The organism is Christensenella tenuis, from assembly GCF_014287795.1.
GTDB lineage: Bacteria > Bacillota > Clostridia > Christensenellales > Christensenellaceae > Christensenella > Christensenella tenuis.
Window position 1 is genome coordinate 1 of sequence record NZ_JACOON010000007.1, and the last position, 16,132, is coordinate 16,132.

General features: G+C 50.4%; 11 protein-coding genes. All 11 read right to left on the bottom strand.

Annotated features, from left to right (window positions below):
- Positions 1 to 105, bottom strand: a 105-nt coding sequence (locus H8S18_RS12390) for a GTP-binding protein (RefSeq protein WP_207721724.1), incomplete at its 3' end; no start/stop codon positions are given.
- A 107-nt stretch (positions 106 to 212) separates the two neighbouring features.
- Positions 213 to 2,291 carry an elongation factor G gene (gene fusA, locus H8S18_RS12395; RefSeq protein ID WP_186858595.1) on the bottom strand — a complete coding sequence of 693 codons (2,079 nt, stop codon included), beginning with the start codon at positions 2,289 to 2,291 and terminating at the stop codon, positions 213 to 215.
- Between the two features lie 383 nt (positions 2,292 to 2,674).
- The gene (gene rpsG / locus H8S18_RS12400; RefSeq protein ID WP_186858596.1) at positions 2,675 to 3,145 is read right to left on the bottom strand and encodes a 30S ribosomal protein S7; all 471 of its coding nucleotides are present in this window, start codon (positions 3,143 to 3,145) and stop codon (positions 2,675 to 2,677) included.
- Positions 3,146 to 3,363: 218 nt separating this feature from the next.
- Positions 3,364 to 3,738, bottom strand: a complete 375-nt coding sequence (rpsL, locus tag H8S18_RS12405; RefSeq protein WP_186858597.1) for a 30S ribosomal protein S12 — start codon at positions 3,736 to 3,738, stop codon at positions 3,364 to 3,366.
- Positions 3,739 to 3,811: 73 nt separating this feature from the next.
- Entirely contained in the window at positions 3,812 to 4,060 is a 249-nt protein-coding gene (locus tag H8S18_RS12410; RefSeq protein ID WP_186858598.1) for a ribosomal L7Ae/L30e/S12e/Gadd45 family protein, read from the bottom strand.
- A gap of 47 nt (positions 4,061 to 4,107) precedes the next feature.
- Positions 4,108 to 4,908 (bottom strand): hypothetical protein, encoded by an 801-nt coding sequence (locus H8S18_RS12415; protein WP_186858599.1) that lies wholly within the window; start codon positions 4,906 to 4,908, stop codon positions 4,108 to 4,110.
- A gap of 85 nt (positions 4,909 to 4,993) precedes the next feature.
- Positions 4,994 to 8,563 (bottom strand): DNA-directed RNA polymerase subunit beta', encoded by a 3,570-nt coding sequence (gene rpoC / locus H8S18_RS12420; protein ID WP_186858600.1) that lies wholly within the window; start codon positions 8,561 to 8,563, stop codon positions 4,994 to 4,996.
- Positions 8,564 to 8,637: 74 nt separating this feature from the next.
- Positions 8,638 to 12,420: a DNA-directed RNA polymerase subunit beta gene (rpoB, locus tag H8S18_RS12425; RefSeq protein WP_243165157.1), complete on the bottom strand. Its 3,783-nt coding sequence runs from the start codon at positions 12,418 to 12,420 to the stop codon at positions 8,638 to 8,640.
- Positions 12,421 to 12,751: 331 nt separating this feature from the next.
- A complete protein-coding gene (locus H8S18_RS12430) occupies positions 12,752 to 13,498 on the bottom strand; it encodes a DUF1638 domain-containing protein (RefSeq protein WP_186858601.1) in 747 nt (248 codons plus the stop codon).
- 71 nt (positions 13,499 to 13,569) lie between these two features.
- A complete protein-coding gene (locus H8S18_RS12435) occupies positions 13,570 to 14,667 on the bottom strand; it encodes a PIN/TRAM domain-containing protein (RefSeq protein ID WP_186858602.1) in 1,098 nt (365 codons plus the stop codon).
- A gap of 112 nt (positions 14,668 to 14,779) precedes the next feature.
- Positions 14,780 to 16,126 (bottom strand): DNA repair protein RadA, encoded by a 1,347-nt coding sequence (gene radA, locus H8S18_RS12440; protein WP_186858603.1) that lies wholly within the window; start codon positions 16,124 to 16,126, stop codon positions 14,780 to 14,782.
- Between the last annotated feature and the right edge of the window lie 6 nt (positions 16,127 to 16,132).

The window sequence follows — 16,132 nt, forward strand, 5'->3', positions numbered from 1 at the left end:
TACCATCGTGATCGCCGCTGTCAGCGTCGTTTTACCATGGTCTACGTGTCCGATCGTTCCGATGTTTACATGCGGTTTCGTTCTTTCAAACTTACCCTTTGCCATTGCTTTTTTCTCCTTAATATTCGTTTCTTATTCGTTTCATTGCGGCGGTTTTTATTGCCGCCTGTTTCCTCTGTTCTTCCAAAGTCCCAGTCTTTCCCCGGTACTTTTTACTTCTTATCGCCAGTCAGCTTCTCCACCATGCTCTTTGGAACCGGTTCATAATGGTCAAACTGCATTGTGAACTGGCCGCGGCCTTGCGTCCTTGAACGCAAATCCGTCGCATAACCGAACATTTCGGAAAGGGGCACCATCGCACGGATAATCTGTCCGCTGCCGCGCGCTTCCGTTCCTTCGATTCTCCCACGGCGGGAGTTTACATTTCCCATAACGTCGCCGAGATATTCCTCCGGAACAACCACTTCAACCTTCATCATCGGCTCGAGGAGGATGCTGCCTCCCTTAGCAAACGCTTCCTTGATTGCCATGGAACCGGCAATCTTAAAGGCCATTTCTGAGGAGTCAACTTCGTGATAGGAACCGTCGACCAGCGTAACCTTAAAGTCTACTACTTCGAAGCCGCCGACAATACCGCTCTTCGCCGCTTCCTGAATACCTGCATCGATTGACGGAATATATTCCTTCGGGATTGCGCCGCCGACAATTTTGTTCTCAAACTCATAACCGCTGCCGGGCTCCAAAGGTTCAACGTGAATCTTACAATGTCCATACTGACCTTTACCACCAGACTGGCGGACATATTTGCCTTCCACATCAACCGGCTTGGTCATCGCTTCCCTGTAAGCAACCTGCGGCTTGCCAACTGACGCTTCCACTTTGAATTCGCGGAGCATACGATCTACGATGATCTCAAGATGGAGTTCACCCATACCGGCAATGATTGTCTGCCCTGTCTCTTCATCCGTATACGCACGGAACGTCGGATCCTCTTCGGCCAGTTTCTGCAGTGCAACCGACATCTTTTCCTGGCCGGCTTTCGTCTTGGGCTCGATCGCTACCTGAATAACCGGATCCGGAAACACCATGTTTTCAAGGATGATCTGCTGCTTGTCGTCACACAGCGTATCGCCCGTACCAACATCTTTAAAGCCTACTGCCGCCGCAATATCGCCGGCTTCCACTTCGTTTACTTCTTCCCTGTGGTTTGCGTGCATGCGCAGAATACGCCCAATTCTTTCACGCTTTCCTTTTGTGGAATTAAGAACGTAAGAACCGCTCCTGAGTTTGCCGGAATAAACACGGAAAAACGCCAGCTTTCCAACAAACGGATCTGCCATGATCTTGAACGCAAGTGCGGCAAACGGGCCGTTCGGATCTGCCGGGCGTTCGACTTCTTCATCCGTTCCGGGCTTGATGCCCTTTACCGGAGGAATGTCAAGCGGGGACGGCATCAACTCGACGATTTTATCGAGCAAGGGTTGTACGCCCTTATTACGGTATGCGCTGCCACAGCATACCGGGATGATCGTACCGGCGATCGTTCCCTTCCGCAAAACTTTGATAATTTCTTCTTTCGTGATCGCTTCGCCCGCAAAATATTTTTCCATGATGGACTCATCATGGTCCGCCACCGATTCAATCAACTGTTCGCGGTAATCGTCCGCGATTTCCTTCATATCTTCCGGAATATCCACTACCTCGAATTTTGTACCCGTAGGATCGTCTTCCGGATATACAATTGCCTTCATTTCAACGAGGTCGATCACGCCTGAGAACGTGTCCTCTACACCAATGGGCAACTGAAGAGGCACCGGATTCGCACCGAGCCGCTCCTTAATCATATCGACTACGTTATAGAAGTCAGCACCCATGATGTCCATCTTGTTGACGAACGCCATGCGCGGAACGCCATAACCTTCAGCCTGGCGCCATACCGTTTCAGACTGCGGTTCTACACCGCCTTTCGCACAAAACACCGCAACAGCGCCGTCCAGCACGCGCAGGGAACGTTCTACTTCCACCGTGAAGTCAACGTGCCCTGGCGTATCGATGATATTGATCTGATGGCCCTCCCACTGCGTGGTCGTCGCAGCGGATGTAATTGTAATACCGCGTTCCTGCTCCTGTTCCATCCAGTCCATGACTGCATTACCGTCATGGGTATCGCCAATTTTGTAAGTTCTGCCCGTATAGAACAAAATACGCTCCGTCGCGGTGGTCTTGCCCGCGTCAATATGAGCCATGATGCCGATATTCCTTACTTTTTCAAGCGGAAATTTTCCAGACATTGTATCTCCTTTCCAATTCACTTAAAATTTATATCAAAAATTTTTTTACTCAACAGACAACAGTATACTTTTTCTGTGAAGCATATGCCACTCTTTTTACACAAAATTCACGCTGTCTTTACGATAAGTTTACTTCTCATAAAACCAGCTTCAACCCGCGCAACAGCGTACACACACAGCCGCGTGTTCGTTTAATGCCGCAAAACCATACTGCCCCATATTGTTTACTGAACGCTTGCTTCGCGGCCGAAACGGCAGGCACCTTAGAAACCCGGACGCTGCATTCCATAGAATCCCTGTAAAGCATCGGCGGTTTTACAGGGAATTCCCCCGCAAAACCGCTTCCGCAATTCCTGTTGCCATTCAGTTGATATGCCCGGCGCTTACCACCGATAATGCGCGAATGCCTTGTTCGCTTCCGCCATCTTATGCATATCTTCTTTTTTCTTCACACTTGCGCCCGTATTATTGGCCGCATCCATGATCTCCGCCGCGAGGCGTTCCCGCATCGTACGCTCTCCACGCTTATTCGAGAAGAGTGCCAGCCAGCGAATCGCCAGTGTCTGCCGGCGTTCAGGACGTACTTCCATCGGAACCTGATAGGTCGCACCACCGACGCGCCGCGCCTTTACTTCCAGTACGGGCATTACGTTTTCCATACAGGAATTGAATACGTCGATCGCATCCTGTCCTGTTTTTTCTTTGATTATTTCAAAAGCGTCGTAGCAAATCCGCTGAGCCGTCCCGCGCTTTCCGTCAACCATAATCTGGTTGATGAGCTTGGTTACGACCGTGCTGTTATACATAGGATCCGCTATTACCTCACGCTTCGGAACTCCACCACGTCTAGGCATTGAAAAGCCCTCCTTGTTCAATCAATAGTCAATAAAATTAAATACAAATCATTCGCCGAAAAATATTTTCCTGGCCAAAGCCTCTGCTCCAGTGAAGTTTGCTTCCTGACAAAGTACCGTAACTGAATGAACTAAGTAAGTTCTATCATAAAGAAGCATTCATGCACCGGCAGGGGTATTTTCACCATGCTATTCGCATTCTATATGCGAACAGCCGCTTATTTTTTCGGCATTTTCGCGCCATAACGGCTGCGCGCCTGTTTACGGTCCGCCACACCGGCCGTATCGAGCGCACCGCGGATAATATGATATCTTACACCAGGGAGGTCTTTTACCCTGCCGCCTCTGATGAGGACAACGCTATGTTCCTGCAGGTTATGACCGATACCCGGAATATAAGCCGTACCTTCCATACCGTTTACAAGGCGAACCCTTGCAATTTTACGGAGAGCAGAATTTGGCTTTTTAGGAGTCATCGTCCTAACCGCGAGGCATACCCCTCTTTTCTGTGGGGACTGCTTCAGTATAGGCGAATTCGATTTCGTAGCCTGAGTTTTTCTGCCGTGTTTTACCAATTGGTTTATGGTAGGCATACACGCACCTTCCTTTCTTAAATCATCAATTCTTACAGAATATAGTTTAAATTCTCCGCAACCCTGAAGAGAATTAGTTTTTAAGGATTGCAGCGCATGCGGCAGCAACATCGATACCGCACTGCGTCCCTAATTCGCGCATGGATTCTACGTTCACAACGTGAATATCCTTCTCGCCAATGGCTGATAAAACCTGCTCTTTTACGTGACCGTCCGCATCATCGGCAATGTATACCACCACGACCTCATCCGCGGCAAGCCCACGCAGTAATTGCTTGAGTCCAACCACTTTATTTTCGGCGTTTTTCAATTCTTCAAACATTTTGCTCCCTCAAAAAACGCAAAAAGCGCGCCTAAATATAATACCACTCAAATGTTAATATTGTCAAGCATCTCGTCTTCTTCCTCTTCCGCACACTCACACGGCCGTTTCAGACGATCGTAAATTTTGGTTTTATGGAAGAAAATCTTAGGCATACCGTCACTTCCCGTCTGGAAAAAGAACCATCCACGATTCAGCATTTGCTTTATAAGCGGTATTTCAGTCAAATTCACCTTGACACGCTTTTTGATCTTTTTCAAATGTGCAGCCGCCAAATTTTTTCCAAGAAAATACCCTGCCAACAGCATCAGTGCAATAAAGATGTAAGGCATAAATGCCATCCAATTCGCCATGGCCTGTCCAATCTGCGGAATCATCAGTAAAACAAAAGCCAATACGAGAAATCCCAGGAATGTCCCAATCTGTAAGGCGTCTGTCATTTTCATCGCCTTCTTGCATTCCTTGCCAACAGAGGCCTGAATGGAAAGGAGGGAACCAATCGGCGTGCGCACCTTCTTGCCAAGCCCCAAAATCATCCCTTTTTCCGCGTAAGGTTCGGGATGGGCCATTTCAAATGTCGCATAATATTCTGCTTTTTCAGGCGGCTCATCCTTGCAAAACTGGCATTCGTCCGACATATGCAGGTCGTCAATATTATCCGGAAGATAGGAAAGCGTCACTTTCCAGTGCTCAAGCGCCTCTTCTTTCTGGGCGCTTGATTTCAGCGAACTGATATAGCACTGATAGCATCCGTTTTTTCCGAGCCACTCACATAGCTCGCTGTCCGCAATCGGGCATCTTCCTTTGATTTCTTCGTTCCGCTGCGGATCATAATTTGTATTGCTCATTGAATCCTCCCATTGGGCGCCCGCTTACGCGGGTTTTGCAAAAAGCGGAGGCGTAAGCGCCTCCGCCCAGCATAATCACTGTTTTTCAGAGTTCAGTATCTGAAAGATCGTCGTCAATTTGGGCTGCGATATCTTCGTTGACCACATTACTGATCACGTCGATGTTCTTATAACGCTTCATACCCGTACCAGCCGGAATCAACTTACCGATAATAATGTTTTCCTTGAGGCCGAGCAGGGGATCCACTTTTCCTTTAATCGCCGCTTCGGTCAGCACCCTCGTTGTTTCCTGGAAGGAAGCTGCCGAAAGGAAGCTGTTTGTGGAAAGCGAAGCCTTGGTGATGCCCAGCAGCACGCGCGAAGCGGTTGCCGGTTCCTTGCCGCTCTCGATCATTTGCTCGTTCTCTTTATCGAAGTGGAAAATATCCACAAGCTCTCCCGGAAGCATCGACGTATCGCCTGCATCCTCGATCTTACATTTCTTCAGCATCTGGCGTACTATAATTTCCAAATGTTTATCCGAAATCTCAACGCCCTGCATCCGGTATACCATCTGTACTTCCTTCAGTAAGTATTCCTGGACGCCCTTAACGCCTTTGATTTTCAGGATATCGTTCGGGTTAATCGAACCTTCTGTGAGTTCGTCGCCCGCTTCGATCGCCTGTCCGTCTGCAACCGTCACGCGTGAACCGTATGGAATGAGGTATGTCTTTGCCTCGCCCGAATCATTTGCCACCGTAATCTCACGCTTTTTACGCGTATCGTTGATAGCAACCGTTCCCGCAATCTCGGAAATAACGGCAAGGCCGCGTGGTTTTCTCGCCTCGAACAATTCCTCGACACGGGGAAGACCCTGCGTAATATCACCGCCGGCGACACCGCCCGTGTGGAAGGTTCTCATGGTAAGCTGCGTACCGGGTTCGCCGATTGATTGTGCCGCGATAACGCCTACCGCTTCACCAATGTCTACGAGGTTACCTGTCGCCATGTTGGCGCCGTAGCATTTCGCGCACACACCATGCTCGCTCTTACAGGTAAACACCGTACGGATATAAACTTCCTCGATACCTGCTTTATCGATTTTCTCAGCAATTTCGTTGGTAATCATCTCATTGGCCTTGATGATTACATTGCCGTCTTTGTCAATGACATCCTGAGACGTATACCGCCCGCGGATCCTGTCTGCAAGGGGTTCGATAACTTCCTTGCCGTTCGTGTTCGTAAGCTTTCTGATCGGCACACCCTGTACCTGCTCGCCAAGGTTCTCGAAGCAGTCCACCTCGCGCACGATCACGTTATGCGAAACGTCGACGAGGCGTCGTGTAAGGTAACCCGAGTCGGCCGTTCGAAGCGCTGTATCGGCAAGTCCTTTCCTTGCGCCGTGCGAGGAGATAAAGTACTCCAGAACGGTCAGGCCTTCACGGAAGTTTGCACGAATCGGGATCTCGATGATCTCACCGTTCGGATCCGCCATCAGGCCGCGCATACCGGCCAGCTGCCTGATCTGGTTTGTTGAACCACGGGCGCCGGAGTTCGCCATCATGTAAATGGGGTTGAACTCGTCCAGGCTTTTCATCAGGGCGTCCGTTACCTTGTTGGTTGTTTCTTCCCAAACCCTGACCGCATTATCTTTCTTTTCCTTATCTGTCAGCAAGCCGCGCTTATACTGCTTTTCAATCGTCAGTACGCGGTCTTCCGCTTCAGCGATCAGCTTCTTTTTCGCCGGTGGAATCTTGATATCGGATACCGAAACCGTGATCGCGCCAATCGTCGAGTAGTGGAATCCCTGCTTTTTAATCGCATCCAGCACATATGAAGTTTTCGTGGGGCCGAGCTTCGCATAACAAAGGTCAACCAATTTTCCAAGCTGTTTTTTGTCAATCAGCCGGTCTACTTCAAATTTCAGTTCATTTTCGGGAATAGAACGGTCCATATACCCGAGGTCCTGCGGAATCGCTTGGTTGAAAATCACACGCCCCGTCGTCGTCTCGATGATGCCCGTCTTCATTTCTCCGTTCACTTCTTTGGTTACACGGATTTTCACCATTGCCTGAAGATCGATATTGCCCGTATTATAGGCAAGGATCGCTTCCTCAGGCGAAGCAAAAATACTTCCCTCGCCTTTTGCGCCTTTTTTGTGGATGGTCAGGTAATAAGAACCAATAACCATATCCTGCGTAGGCGATACCACGGGTTTTCCGTCCTGCGGTTTTAAGATATTGTTTGCCGCAAGCATAAGGAAGCGCGCTTCGGACTGCGCTTCCACGGAAAGCGGAACGTGTACAGCCATCTGGTCGCCGTCAAAGTCGGCATTGTATGCCGTACAAGCCAGCGGATGCAGCTTGATGGCACGCCCTTCGACAAGGATCGGCTCAAATGCCTGAATACCCAGCCTGTGCAGCGTGGGTGCACGGTTCAGGAGCACCGGGTGTCCTTTGATTACTTCTTCAAGAACATCCCAAACTTCAGGACGCACCTTTTCCACCATCCGCTTTGCGGATTTGATATTGTGTGCAAAACCTTCTTCCACAAGTTTTTTCATAACGAACGGCTTGAAAAGCTCGAGCGCCATTTCCTTAGGAAGTCCACACTGGTACATTTTGAGTTCCGGTCCAACTACGATAACGCTTCGTCCGGAATAATCAACGCGCTTTCCGAGCAGGTTCTGCCGGAAACGCCCCTGTTTGCCGCGCAGCATATCGGAGAGGGACTTCAGCGGCCTGTTGCCCGGGCCCGTCACCGGACGCCCGCGCCTGCCGTTGTCGATCAGTGCATCCACCGCTTCCTGCAGCATACGCTTTTCATTGCGGACAATAATATCCGGTGCGCGCAGCTGGAGCAGCCTGTTCAGGCGGTTATTCCTGTTGATTACACGCCGGTACAGGTCGTTGAGGTCAGAGGTCGCAAAGCGTCCCCCGTCAAGCTGTACCATCGGCCGCAGCTCCGGCGGGATGACCGGCACCACATCCATAATAATCCATTCCGGCTTATTCCCGGACTGACGGAACGCTTCCACCACCTCGAGGCGCTTGATCGCACGAATACGTTTTTGCCCCGTTGAGGTTTTGAGTTCCTCGCGCAGCGTCTGCGCTTCCGCTTCAAGATCCACCTTTTTCAGAAGAACTTTCACCGCTTCCGCGCCCATGCCCGCTGTGAACGAGTCCTCGCCGAATTTTGCCTGCGCTTCGCGATATTCCTTATCTGTCAAAAGCTGTTTGTATTCCAGGGGAGTTTCACCCGGGTCCGTTACGACGAAGGCCGCAAAATACAGCACCTTCTCGAGCGAACGCGGAGACATATCGAGGAGCAGGCCCATACGGGACGGGATTCCCTTGAAATACCAAATATGGGAAACCGGCGCGGCAAGCTCAATATGACCCATGCGCTCGCGCCGTACCTTGGCGCGCGTCACTTCCACGCCGCACTTTTCGCACACTATTCCCTTATAGCGGATTCGCTTATATCTTCCGCAATGGCACTCCCAGTCCTTCGTGGGGCCGAAAATGCGTTCACAGAACAGTCCGTCCTTCTCCGGTTTCAATGTGCGGTAGTTGATCGTTTCCGGCTTTTTCACTTCACCGTGCGACCACTCGCGTATTTTTTCCGGAGATGCCAAACCAATCTGTATCGAATCAAATGTATTGAGTTCAAACAAAGGTAACTCCACTCCTCTCTGCTATCTCAAAAAAATTATAAACACTCATACGTCCGTCCAAAATGGGGGGAACGTTACATATCGTCGGGTTCATTCAGGCCTTCCGTATCGATGCCTATGTCTTCGCTGATACCGATCTCCTCATCCAGGTCTCCGATTACATCGTCTTCAAAATCGTCGAAATCGATATCTTCATCTTCGAGCAGGCCGATATCCGGCAGATCAAGTTCATCCATGGAAAGATCATCCAGGTCCTCGATCACCATATCGCCCGCGTCAAATTCCTCATCGTCTGCCGGGAGGTCTTCCGCGCCTGCAATATTGATGTCAATCGCCATACCGTCATCGTCGTCCGTTTCCTTGATGGCAATCTCTCCCCTGTCTTCAGACAGGACCTTGATATCAAGCCCAAGGCTCTGCATTTCCTTAATCAGAACCTTAAAGGATTCCGGCACACCCGGTTCGGGGATGTTTTCCCCTTTCACAATCGCCTCATAAGTCTTCACGCGTCCGACTACGTCGTCCGATTTTACGGTCAGGATTTCCTGCAGGGTATTGGCTGCGCCATACGCTTCGAGCGCCCACACTTCCATCTCGCCGAAACGCTGCCCGCCGAACTGCGCTTTACCGCCAAGGGGCTGCTGTGTAACGAGGGAGTACGGGCCCGTGGAACGCGCGTGAATCTTGTCGTCCACCAGGTGATGAAGCTTCAGGATGTACATATAGCCAACCGTTACACGGTTTTCAAACGGCTCTCCGCTCCGCCCATCGTAAAGCACTGTCTTCCCGTCCGGCGAAAGCCCGCTCTGGGCAAGCAATTGTTCAATATCTTCCTCCGAAGCGCCGTCAAATACCGGCGTCGCAACGTTAAATCCAAGGGCGCGCGCCGCCATACCAAGGTGTACTTCCAGTACCTGCCCGATGTTCATACGGGAGGGTACGCCGAGGGGATTGAGGACAATATCGAGCGGACGGCCATCCGGCAGGAAGGGCATATCTTCCATCGGAAGAATACGTGAGATAACACCCTTGTTTCCATGGCGCCCCGCCATCTTATCGCCCACGGAAATTTTCCGTTTCTGGGCAATGTAAACGCGCACGAGTTTATTAACGCCCGCTGTCAGTTCATCTTTGTTTTCGCGCGTGAATATCTTCACATCGACGACCACGCCGCCCTCGCCGTGCGGAACACGCAAGGACGTATCACGCACCTCGCGCGCCTTTTCACCGAAAATTGCGCGCAGAAGGCGTTCCTCCGCGGTAAGCTCCGTCTCGCCTTTAGGCGTCACCTTGCCAACCAGGATGTCGCCGCTCCGCACTTCCGCACCAATGCGGATAATGCCGCGCGAATCGAGGTCTTTCAAGGCCTCCTCGCCGACGTTCGGGATGTCCCTTGTAATTTCTTCCGGCCCGAGCTTCGTATCCCGTGCCTCCGCTTCATATTCCGCAACGTGCATGGATGTGAATACGTCATCCTTCACAAGCCGCTCGGAAAGAAGCATAGCATCCTCGTAGTTGTAGCCCTCCCATGTCATAAACCCAATCAGCACGTTTTTGCCGAGGCCAAGTTCGCCGTCCGCCGTAGACGGCCCATCTGCGAGAACCTGTCCCGCTTCGACCCTTTGGCCTTCGTATACGATAGGAAGCTGGTTGATGCACGTTCCCTGGTTGGAGCGGGCAAACTTAATCAAATGGAATTCCGATTCCGTACCGTCGTCGTTCGCCACTACGATATTTTTCGCATCGACGCTTTTCACGACGCCGCTCTTTTTCGAAATAGAGAGTACGCCGGAGTCATAAGCCGCCTTGTATTCCATGCCCGTTCCGACGACCGGGGCCTCCGGAATCAACAGCGGTACTGCCTGCCTCTGCATGTTCGAACCCATGAGGGCGCGGTTTGCGTCGTCGTTTTCAAGGAACGGGATCAGCGACGTCGCAACCGAAACAAGCTGTTTCGGAGAAACGTCCATCAGGTCCACTTCATTCCTTGTCACTTCAACGATCTGGTCGCGTACACGGCACATAACGCGCTCACGTACGAACTGCCCGTTTTCGTCAATCGGTTCGTTTGCCTGCGCAACGATGAGGTCTTCCTCTTCGTCCGCTGTCATATACTGTACTTTTTCAGTAACAAGGCCCCTCTTCTTGTCGATAATACGGAAGGGCGTCTCGATAAAGCCATACTCATTGATTCTCGCATACGTGGAAAGAGAGCCAATAAGGCCGATGTTCGGACCTTCAGGCGTCTCGATCGGGCACATACGTCCATAATGCGAATGATGCACGTCACGCACGTCAAAACTTGCGCGGTCGCGGTTAAGGCCCCCCGGCCCCAGCGCCGACAATCTTCTCTTATGCGTCAGTTCCGCAAGCGGGTTTGTCTGGTCCATAAACTGAGAAAGCTGGGAAGAACCAAAAAACTCCTTAATAGACGCTGTTACCGGCCGAATGTTAATCAGGTTGGATGGCGTCGCCACGTCCATATCCTGAATCGACATTCTTTCACGCACCACGCGTTCAAGCCTTGTAAGGCCGACGCGGATCTGGTTTTGCAGCAATTCGCCTACAGAACGCAGGCGCCTGTTGCCAAGATGATCGATATCGTCCGTTACTCCAAGGCCATGCTTAAGGCCCAGGAAATAGCTGACAGAAGCAAACATATCGTCAATAATAATATGTTTCGGAATCAGCACATGAAGATTCTCTTTGATGGTTTCCTTGAGCTTTTTCTTGTCCGCTCCGCACTCATCGATGATTTCTTTCAGCGCCGGATAATATACTTTCTCGTTGATTCCCACCTCGGACGGTTTGAAATCGAGGTGGCTTTTCGCATCCACAAAACGGTTGCCGTGTACGCGCACCACATCCTCACCGACAGAAAGATCCACCGAAGCAAGTCCCGCATTTTCAATCGCAAGCGCAATTTTCGGGGTAATCACATCCCCTGCCGCAACGAGAAGCTCGCCCGTCTCTTCGTTGACGACGTTTTCTGCCGCGACCTGGTTTTCAATCCGGCTGGAAATTGCCAGTTTCTTATTGAACTTGTAGCGTCCGACACGCGCAAGGTCATACCTCTTATTGTCAAAAAACAGGGAGCCAATCAGGATATTGGCACTTTCCACTGTCGGCGGCTCGCCCGGGCGCAAGCGTTTATAAATTTCAAGGAGTCCTTCTTCCTTGATGGAAGTATTGTCCTTCTTGAGAGTCGCTTCAATATTGACGTCATCTCCAAAAAACGCGCGCAGGTCCGTATCCGTGGAAAGCCCCATCGCGCGCAGGAATACCGTCACCGGAAGTTTCCTGGTGCGGTCCACGCGAATATACATGCAGTCGTTGGAATCCGTTTCATATTCCAGCCATGCGCCGCGGTTGGGGATAACCGTAGAACTGAAGAGGTCTTTTCCCGTTTTATCCTTTGTAACTCCAAAATAAACGCCAGGGCTGCGCACAAGCTGGGAGACGATAACGCGCTCCGCCCCGTTGATGATGAAAGTACCTTTTTCTGTCATCAACGGAAAATCGCCCATGAACACTTCCTGTTCCTTGACTTCACCGGTTTCCTTATTGAAAAGACGCACCTGCACCTTTAGGGGCGCAGCATAATTAACGTCGCGTTCTTTACATTCCTCCACATCATATTTCGGTGTATCGGAGATGCGGTAATCGACGAATTCAAGCACCAGGTTTTCAGAATAGTCCGTAATGGGGGAGATGTCTTTTAGTACATCTCCAAGGCCCTCCTCTAAAAAACGTTTGTAAGAGTTCTTCTGGATTTCGATTAAGTCCGGCATATCAAGAACTTCTTTGATCTTGGAAAAGCTCATTCTCTTATTCGTTCCAAACTTAACTTCATGCATACTAAACAACAACTCCTATATTTAAATTGATTATTCACGATCCAAGGCATTGGCACGTCTTATCGCACTGCTTTTCCAAATGCTCCGAAATTGGCTTTCCAAAAGCATTTCGAATCGAACCGGTAGAGCCAATTCCCCACAGTACAACTATGCTAATGCAGTTTACTATATTATCACAGGAAAAACAAGATGTCAACAAGAAAATTTTCTCCAAACAAAATTTTTTCTTGCTGAAGCATAGCCTGTCGATTGTAGATGTAAATGAAAAAAATCAGTTGTTTCTCCCCGCTCAATATCCCGCCCGGCATCTTCTGTGTCCTGGCGGCCGTCCTTATTCGTAGGACACTATTTTTTGCCCGTCGAGGTAATCCGCAACAATCTTTTTACCCGGCGGCACGATGAGAAAATCCTTGTCATCCCATTCTCCGTTTAGGAATGCCGTCACGAGGCACTTATCGCCCTGTACGCAATCGTAATCCCAGCCGTAATGCTCTGCTGCGTGGCGGGTATATTCCTCATACTGCGGAAACGAAAGCTCATCCCATTTCACATAGGCGCACCGGTTATAATTTCCCGTAAGCTCGTTATAGAGCAAAAACTCTGCGTTTTCCTCTCCATACTTTTCCGCGTATACCCGCAGCATATCCTTTTCCGTTTCCTCCGAGGGCGTTCCCCCGTTTTCGATCCATGAAGCGTTATACCAATAGGTGCCGCTGTGCTGGTCAAAATATTCTTTATATCTTTCCTTTGATCCAAGAAAAAGCGTAATACAATCGTGCGCCCGGGGAATCACGATCGGATAGCGTTTGGACGACAACCCCACCGTTCCGTTGGAACACAGTCCATACCCCAGGAGGATTGCATCAAAGTCGCGTTCCGAAAAATAAGACCAATACGTGTGCAAATCCTCTCCCGAGTCAATCTTGTCAATTTCTTCCTGAAGTGCCTTTGCAAGCAGGGCGGGCGTATCATGCAGGCCTTGCCGCATGTATGTCACATCGATAAAATTTTCGCATTTCGCCGTAAGCAGCGAAAGCTCCCGGTACAGTGCCTTGCAGGCAATCATCTTCAGTCTCATATTCCCTCTCCCCTTTTCCTGTTGTTTGTAAAACCCAAGGCGCAGGTATACCCGCCCGCGCCGTTTGCGCCCTATCTTATTTTAGCAAAAATCATCCGGCCCGCTGCCGTTTGCAGTACGCTTGTTACCGAAACATCCAGCGTTTCGCCTTCCCTGCCCTTCGCGCCTTCTACAACGATCATGGTGCCGTCGTCAAGGTATGCGACTCCCTGGCTCGCTTCCTTGCCGTCTTTTACAATCGTAACCTTCATCTCCTCGCCCGCCATCAGGATCGGTTTCACCGCATTGGCAAGCTCATTGATATTGAATACCGGTACATCCTGCACCGCAGCGACTTTGTTGAGGTTGTAGTCGTTGGTAACAACCTTTCCGCCAAGGTCTTTTGCCAGTTTTAAAAGCTTGATGTCCACTTCCGGCACGTCCTCATAGTCCGCATCCGTAATTTTAACGGAATTTTTCAATTCCTTCTGCATACTGCCCAGAATGTCAAGCCCGCGCCTGCCGCGCGTGCGCTTCATGGAATCGCTCGAATCTGCTATCCGCTGCAATTCTTTCAATACAAATTCCGGCACAACAATATCCCCTTCAAACATTCCCGTCTTGCAAATGTCAAGGATGCGTCCATCAATAATAACGCTGGTATCGAGAATCTTGGGGGAAATATATCCTCCCGTTTCTTTCCTTGCTTCCGTTCCCTTGCCGGATTTACGCGCATGCAAAAAGGCTGTAAAATCGAACCGGCGGCGTACGCCCATGGAAAGGCCGATTGATCCAAATACAAGATACACAAGTATCGTCAGTGGAATCGATATCCATGCAATCGGAATCAGGCCGATGATAATAGATATCAACGCCGCTACTACAAGTCCTAATATGAGGCCGATCGTTCCGGCCAAAAGCGTCGCCGACGGTGTTGCCGCAAGCTTTGCCTCCACTTTTTTTGTGTTCTTTTCAAATGCGCCTGCCAGACGTTTTGATAAAATAAAAAATATGATTCCGGATATAATTCCACTTGCAATATAAACAACGAATGGCACCCACGTCTGAAGCGTGTTGAAAAGATCCGCCGATGCGAAGTAGTTGTAAAGCGTCACCCCGACCAATACCAGGCCCGGGCCGATGAAACATCCAACTACCACAATAAAAAGCCGCATCAGTTTATAAAACATCCTATCACTCCTTCCTATTTAATTTTATAGTTTACCTGTAATTGCATTACGGGTATTTACAGCTTAGTATAGAACAAATTTATGTCTTTTCTATGAACAGTCCTTGCGGGTTTCAGAAAACTTTTGCCAGGACGTCTGAAAGCGTTCCGACTCCCTCCACCCTGATTTTATAATCCACGCCCCGTTCCAAACTGTTTTTGGGCACAAATACCCGCTCAATTCCCATTTTGGCGCATTCCGCAATCCGTTTTGAAAGCTGCGCCACATGGCGTATTTCGCCCGAAAGCCCAACTTCGCCAATGAAGGCCGTGTCCCTCGGTACGCCCAGATTCCGAAGGGAAGATACGATGGAAATTGCCATTGCCAGATCCGCCGCATGTTCACGCACTTTAATGCCGCCCGCAACATTCACAAAAATATCCTGCTGATACAGTTTTAACCCGATTTTCTTTTCCAAAACCGCGCATACCATGTAAAGACGGTTCTGGTCAATACCCGAAACAAGCCTGCGCGGGATATTGAGCTGTGTATGGGCGCACAAAGCCTGTATTTCAAGCAGCATAGGGCGCGTCCCCTGCGTTGCCGCAAAAATAGAAACACCGCTCATGTCCTGCCCAAAATCCCCTTCAAAAAGCATGGTCGGGTTTTTCACTTCCATCATTCCTGCATCGCGCATCTCAAATACGCCGATCTCATCCGTGGAACCAAACCGGTTTTTTACTGCCCGCAGAATGCGCAGGTTCGATGTGCGTTCCCCTTCAAAATAGAGCACCGTATCAACGATATGTTCGAGAACGCGCGGACCGGCAATCGCTCCTTCCTTGGTCACATGCCCTACGATGAAAACGGCCATACCCATTTGCTTTGCCGCCTGTGTGATACGCGAGGCGCAGCCGCGCACTTGGCCGACACTGCCCGGCGCAGAAGAAAGATTCGCATCGTAAAGCGTCTGGATGGAATCCACAATCAAAAATTTGGGAGCAAGCTGTTCTACCCCGGCGAGGATACTGCCGACTTCCGTTTCCGCCATCAGGTAGATATTGTCCTCTACCCCGAGACGCTTTGCGCGCATTTTGATTTGGGAGGGCGACTCTTCCCCCGATACATAAAGTACATTTCCGTAAGCAGTCAGGTTCCTTGCCACCTGCAAAAACAAAGTGGATTTTCCGATCCCCGGTTCGCCCCCGGCCAGCGCCACCCCGCCGGGTACAACGCCGCCGCCAAGCACACGGTCAAATTCTTCGATTTTGGTCCGGAACCGTTTCCCCGATTCCAGCGGGATTTTATCAAACGTCACGATGCGCCCGGGAACAGCCACGCTCCTCCCCGCCGCAGGCGCGGAGGCTACCAGTTCTTCCGTCATGGTATTCCAGCTCCCGCACGACGGGCACTGGCCCGACCACTTTCCGCTCGCATAGCCGCATTCGCCGCATACAAACTGTGTTTTACTTTTTGCCACTCGTTT

Excerpts from the sequence above, each read along its gene's own strand:
- rpsG (WP_186858596.1), bottom strand. The coding sequence starts at position 3,145 with ATGCCTAGACGTGGTGGAGTTCCGAAGCGTGAGGTAATAGCGGATCCT.
- H8S18_RS12430 (WP_186858601.1), bottom strand. The coding sequence starts at position 13,498 with ATGAGACTGAAGATGATTGCCTGCAAGGCACTGTACCGGGAGCTTTCG.
- H8S18_RS12435 (WP_186858602.1), bottom strand. The coding sequence starts at position 14,667 with ATGTTTTATAAACTGATGCGGCTTTTTATTGTGGTAGTTGGATGTTTC.
- rpoB (WP_243165157.1), bottom strand. The coding sequence starts at position 12,420 with ATGCATGAAGTTAAGTTTGGAACGAATAAGAGAATGAGCTTTTCCAAG.
- rpsL (WP_186858597.1), bottom strand. The coding sequence starts at position 3,738 with ATGCCTACCATAAACCAATTGGTAAAACACGGCAGAAAAACTCAGGCT.
- H8S18_RS12415 (WP_186858599.1), bottom strand. The coding sequence starts at position 4,908 with ATGAGCAATACAAATTATGATCCGCAGCGGAACGAAGAAATCAAAGGA.
- fusA (WP_186858595.1), bottom strand. The coding sequence starts at position 2,291 with ATGTCTGGAAAATTTCCGCTTGAAAAAGTAAGGAATATCGGCATCATG.
- H8S18_RS12410 (WP_186858598.1), bottom strand. The coding sequence starts at position 4,060 with ATGTTTGAAGAATTGAAAAACGCCGAAAATAAAGTGGTTGGACTCAAG.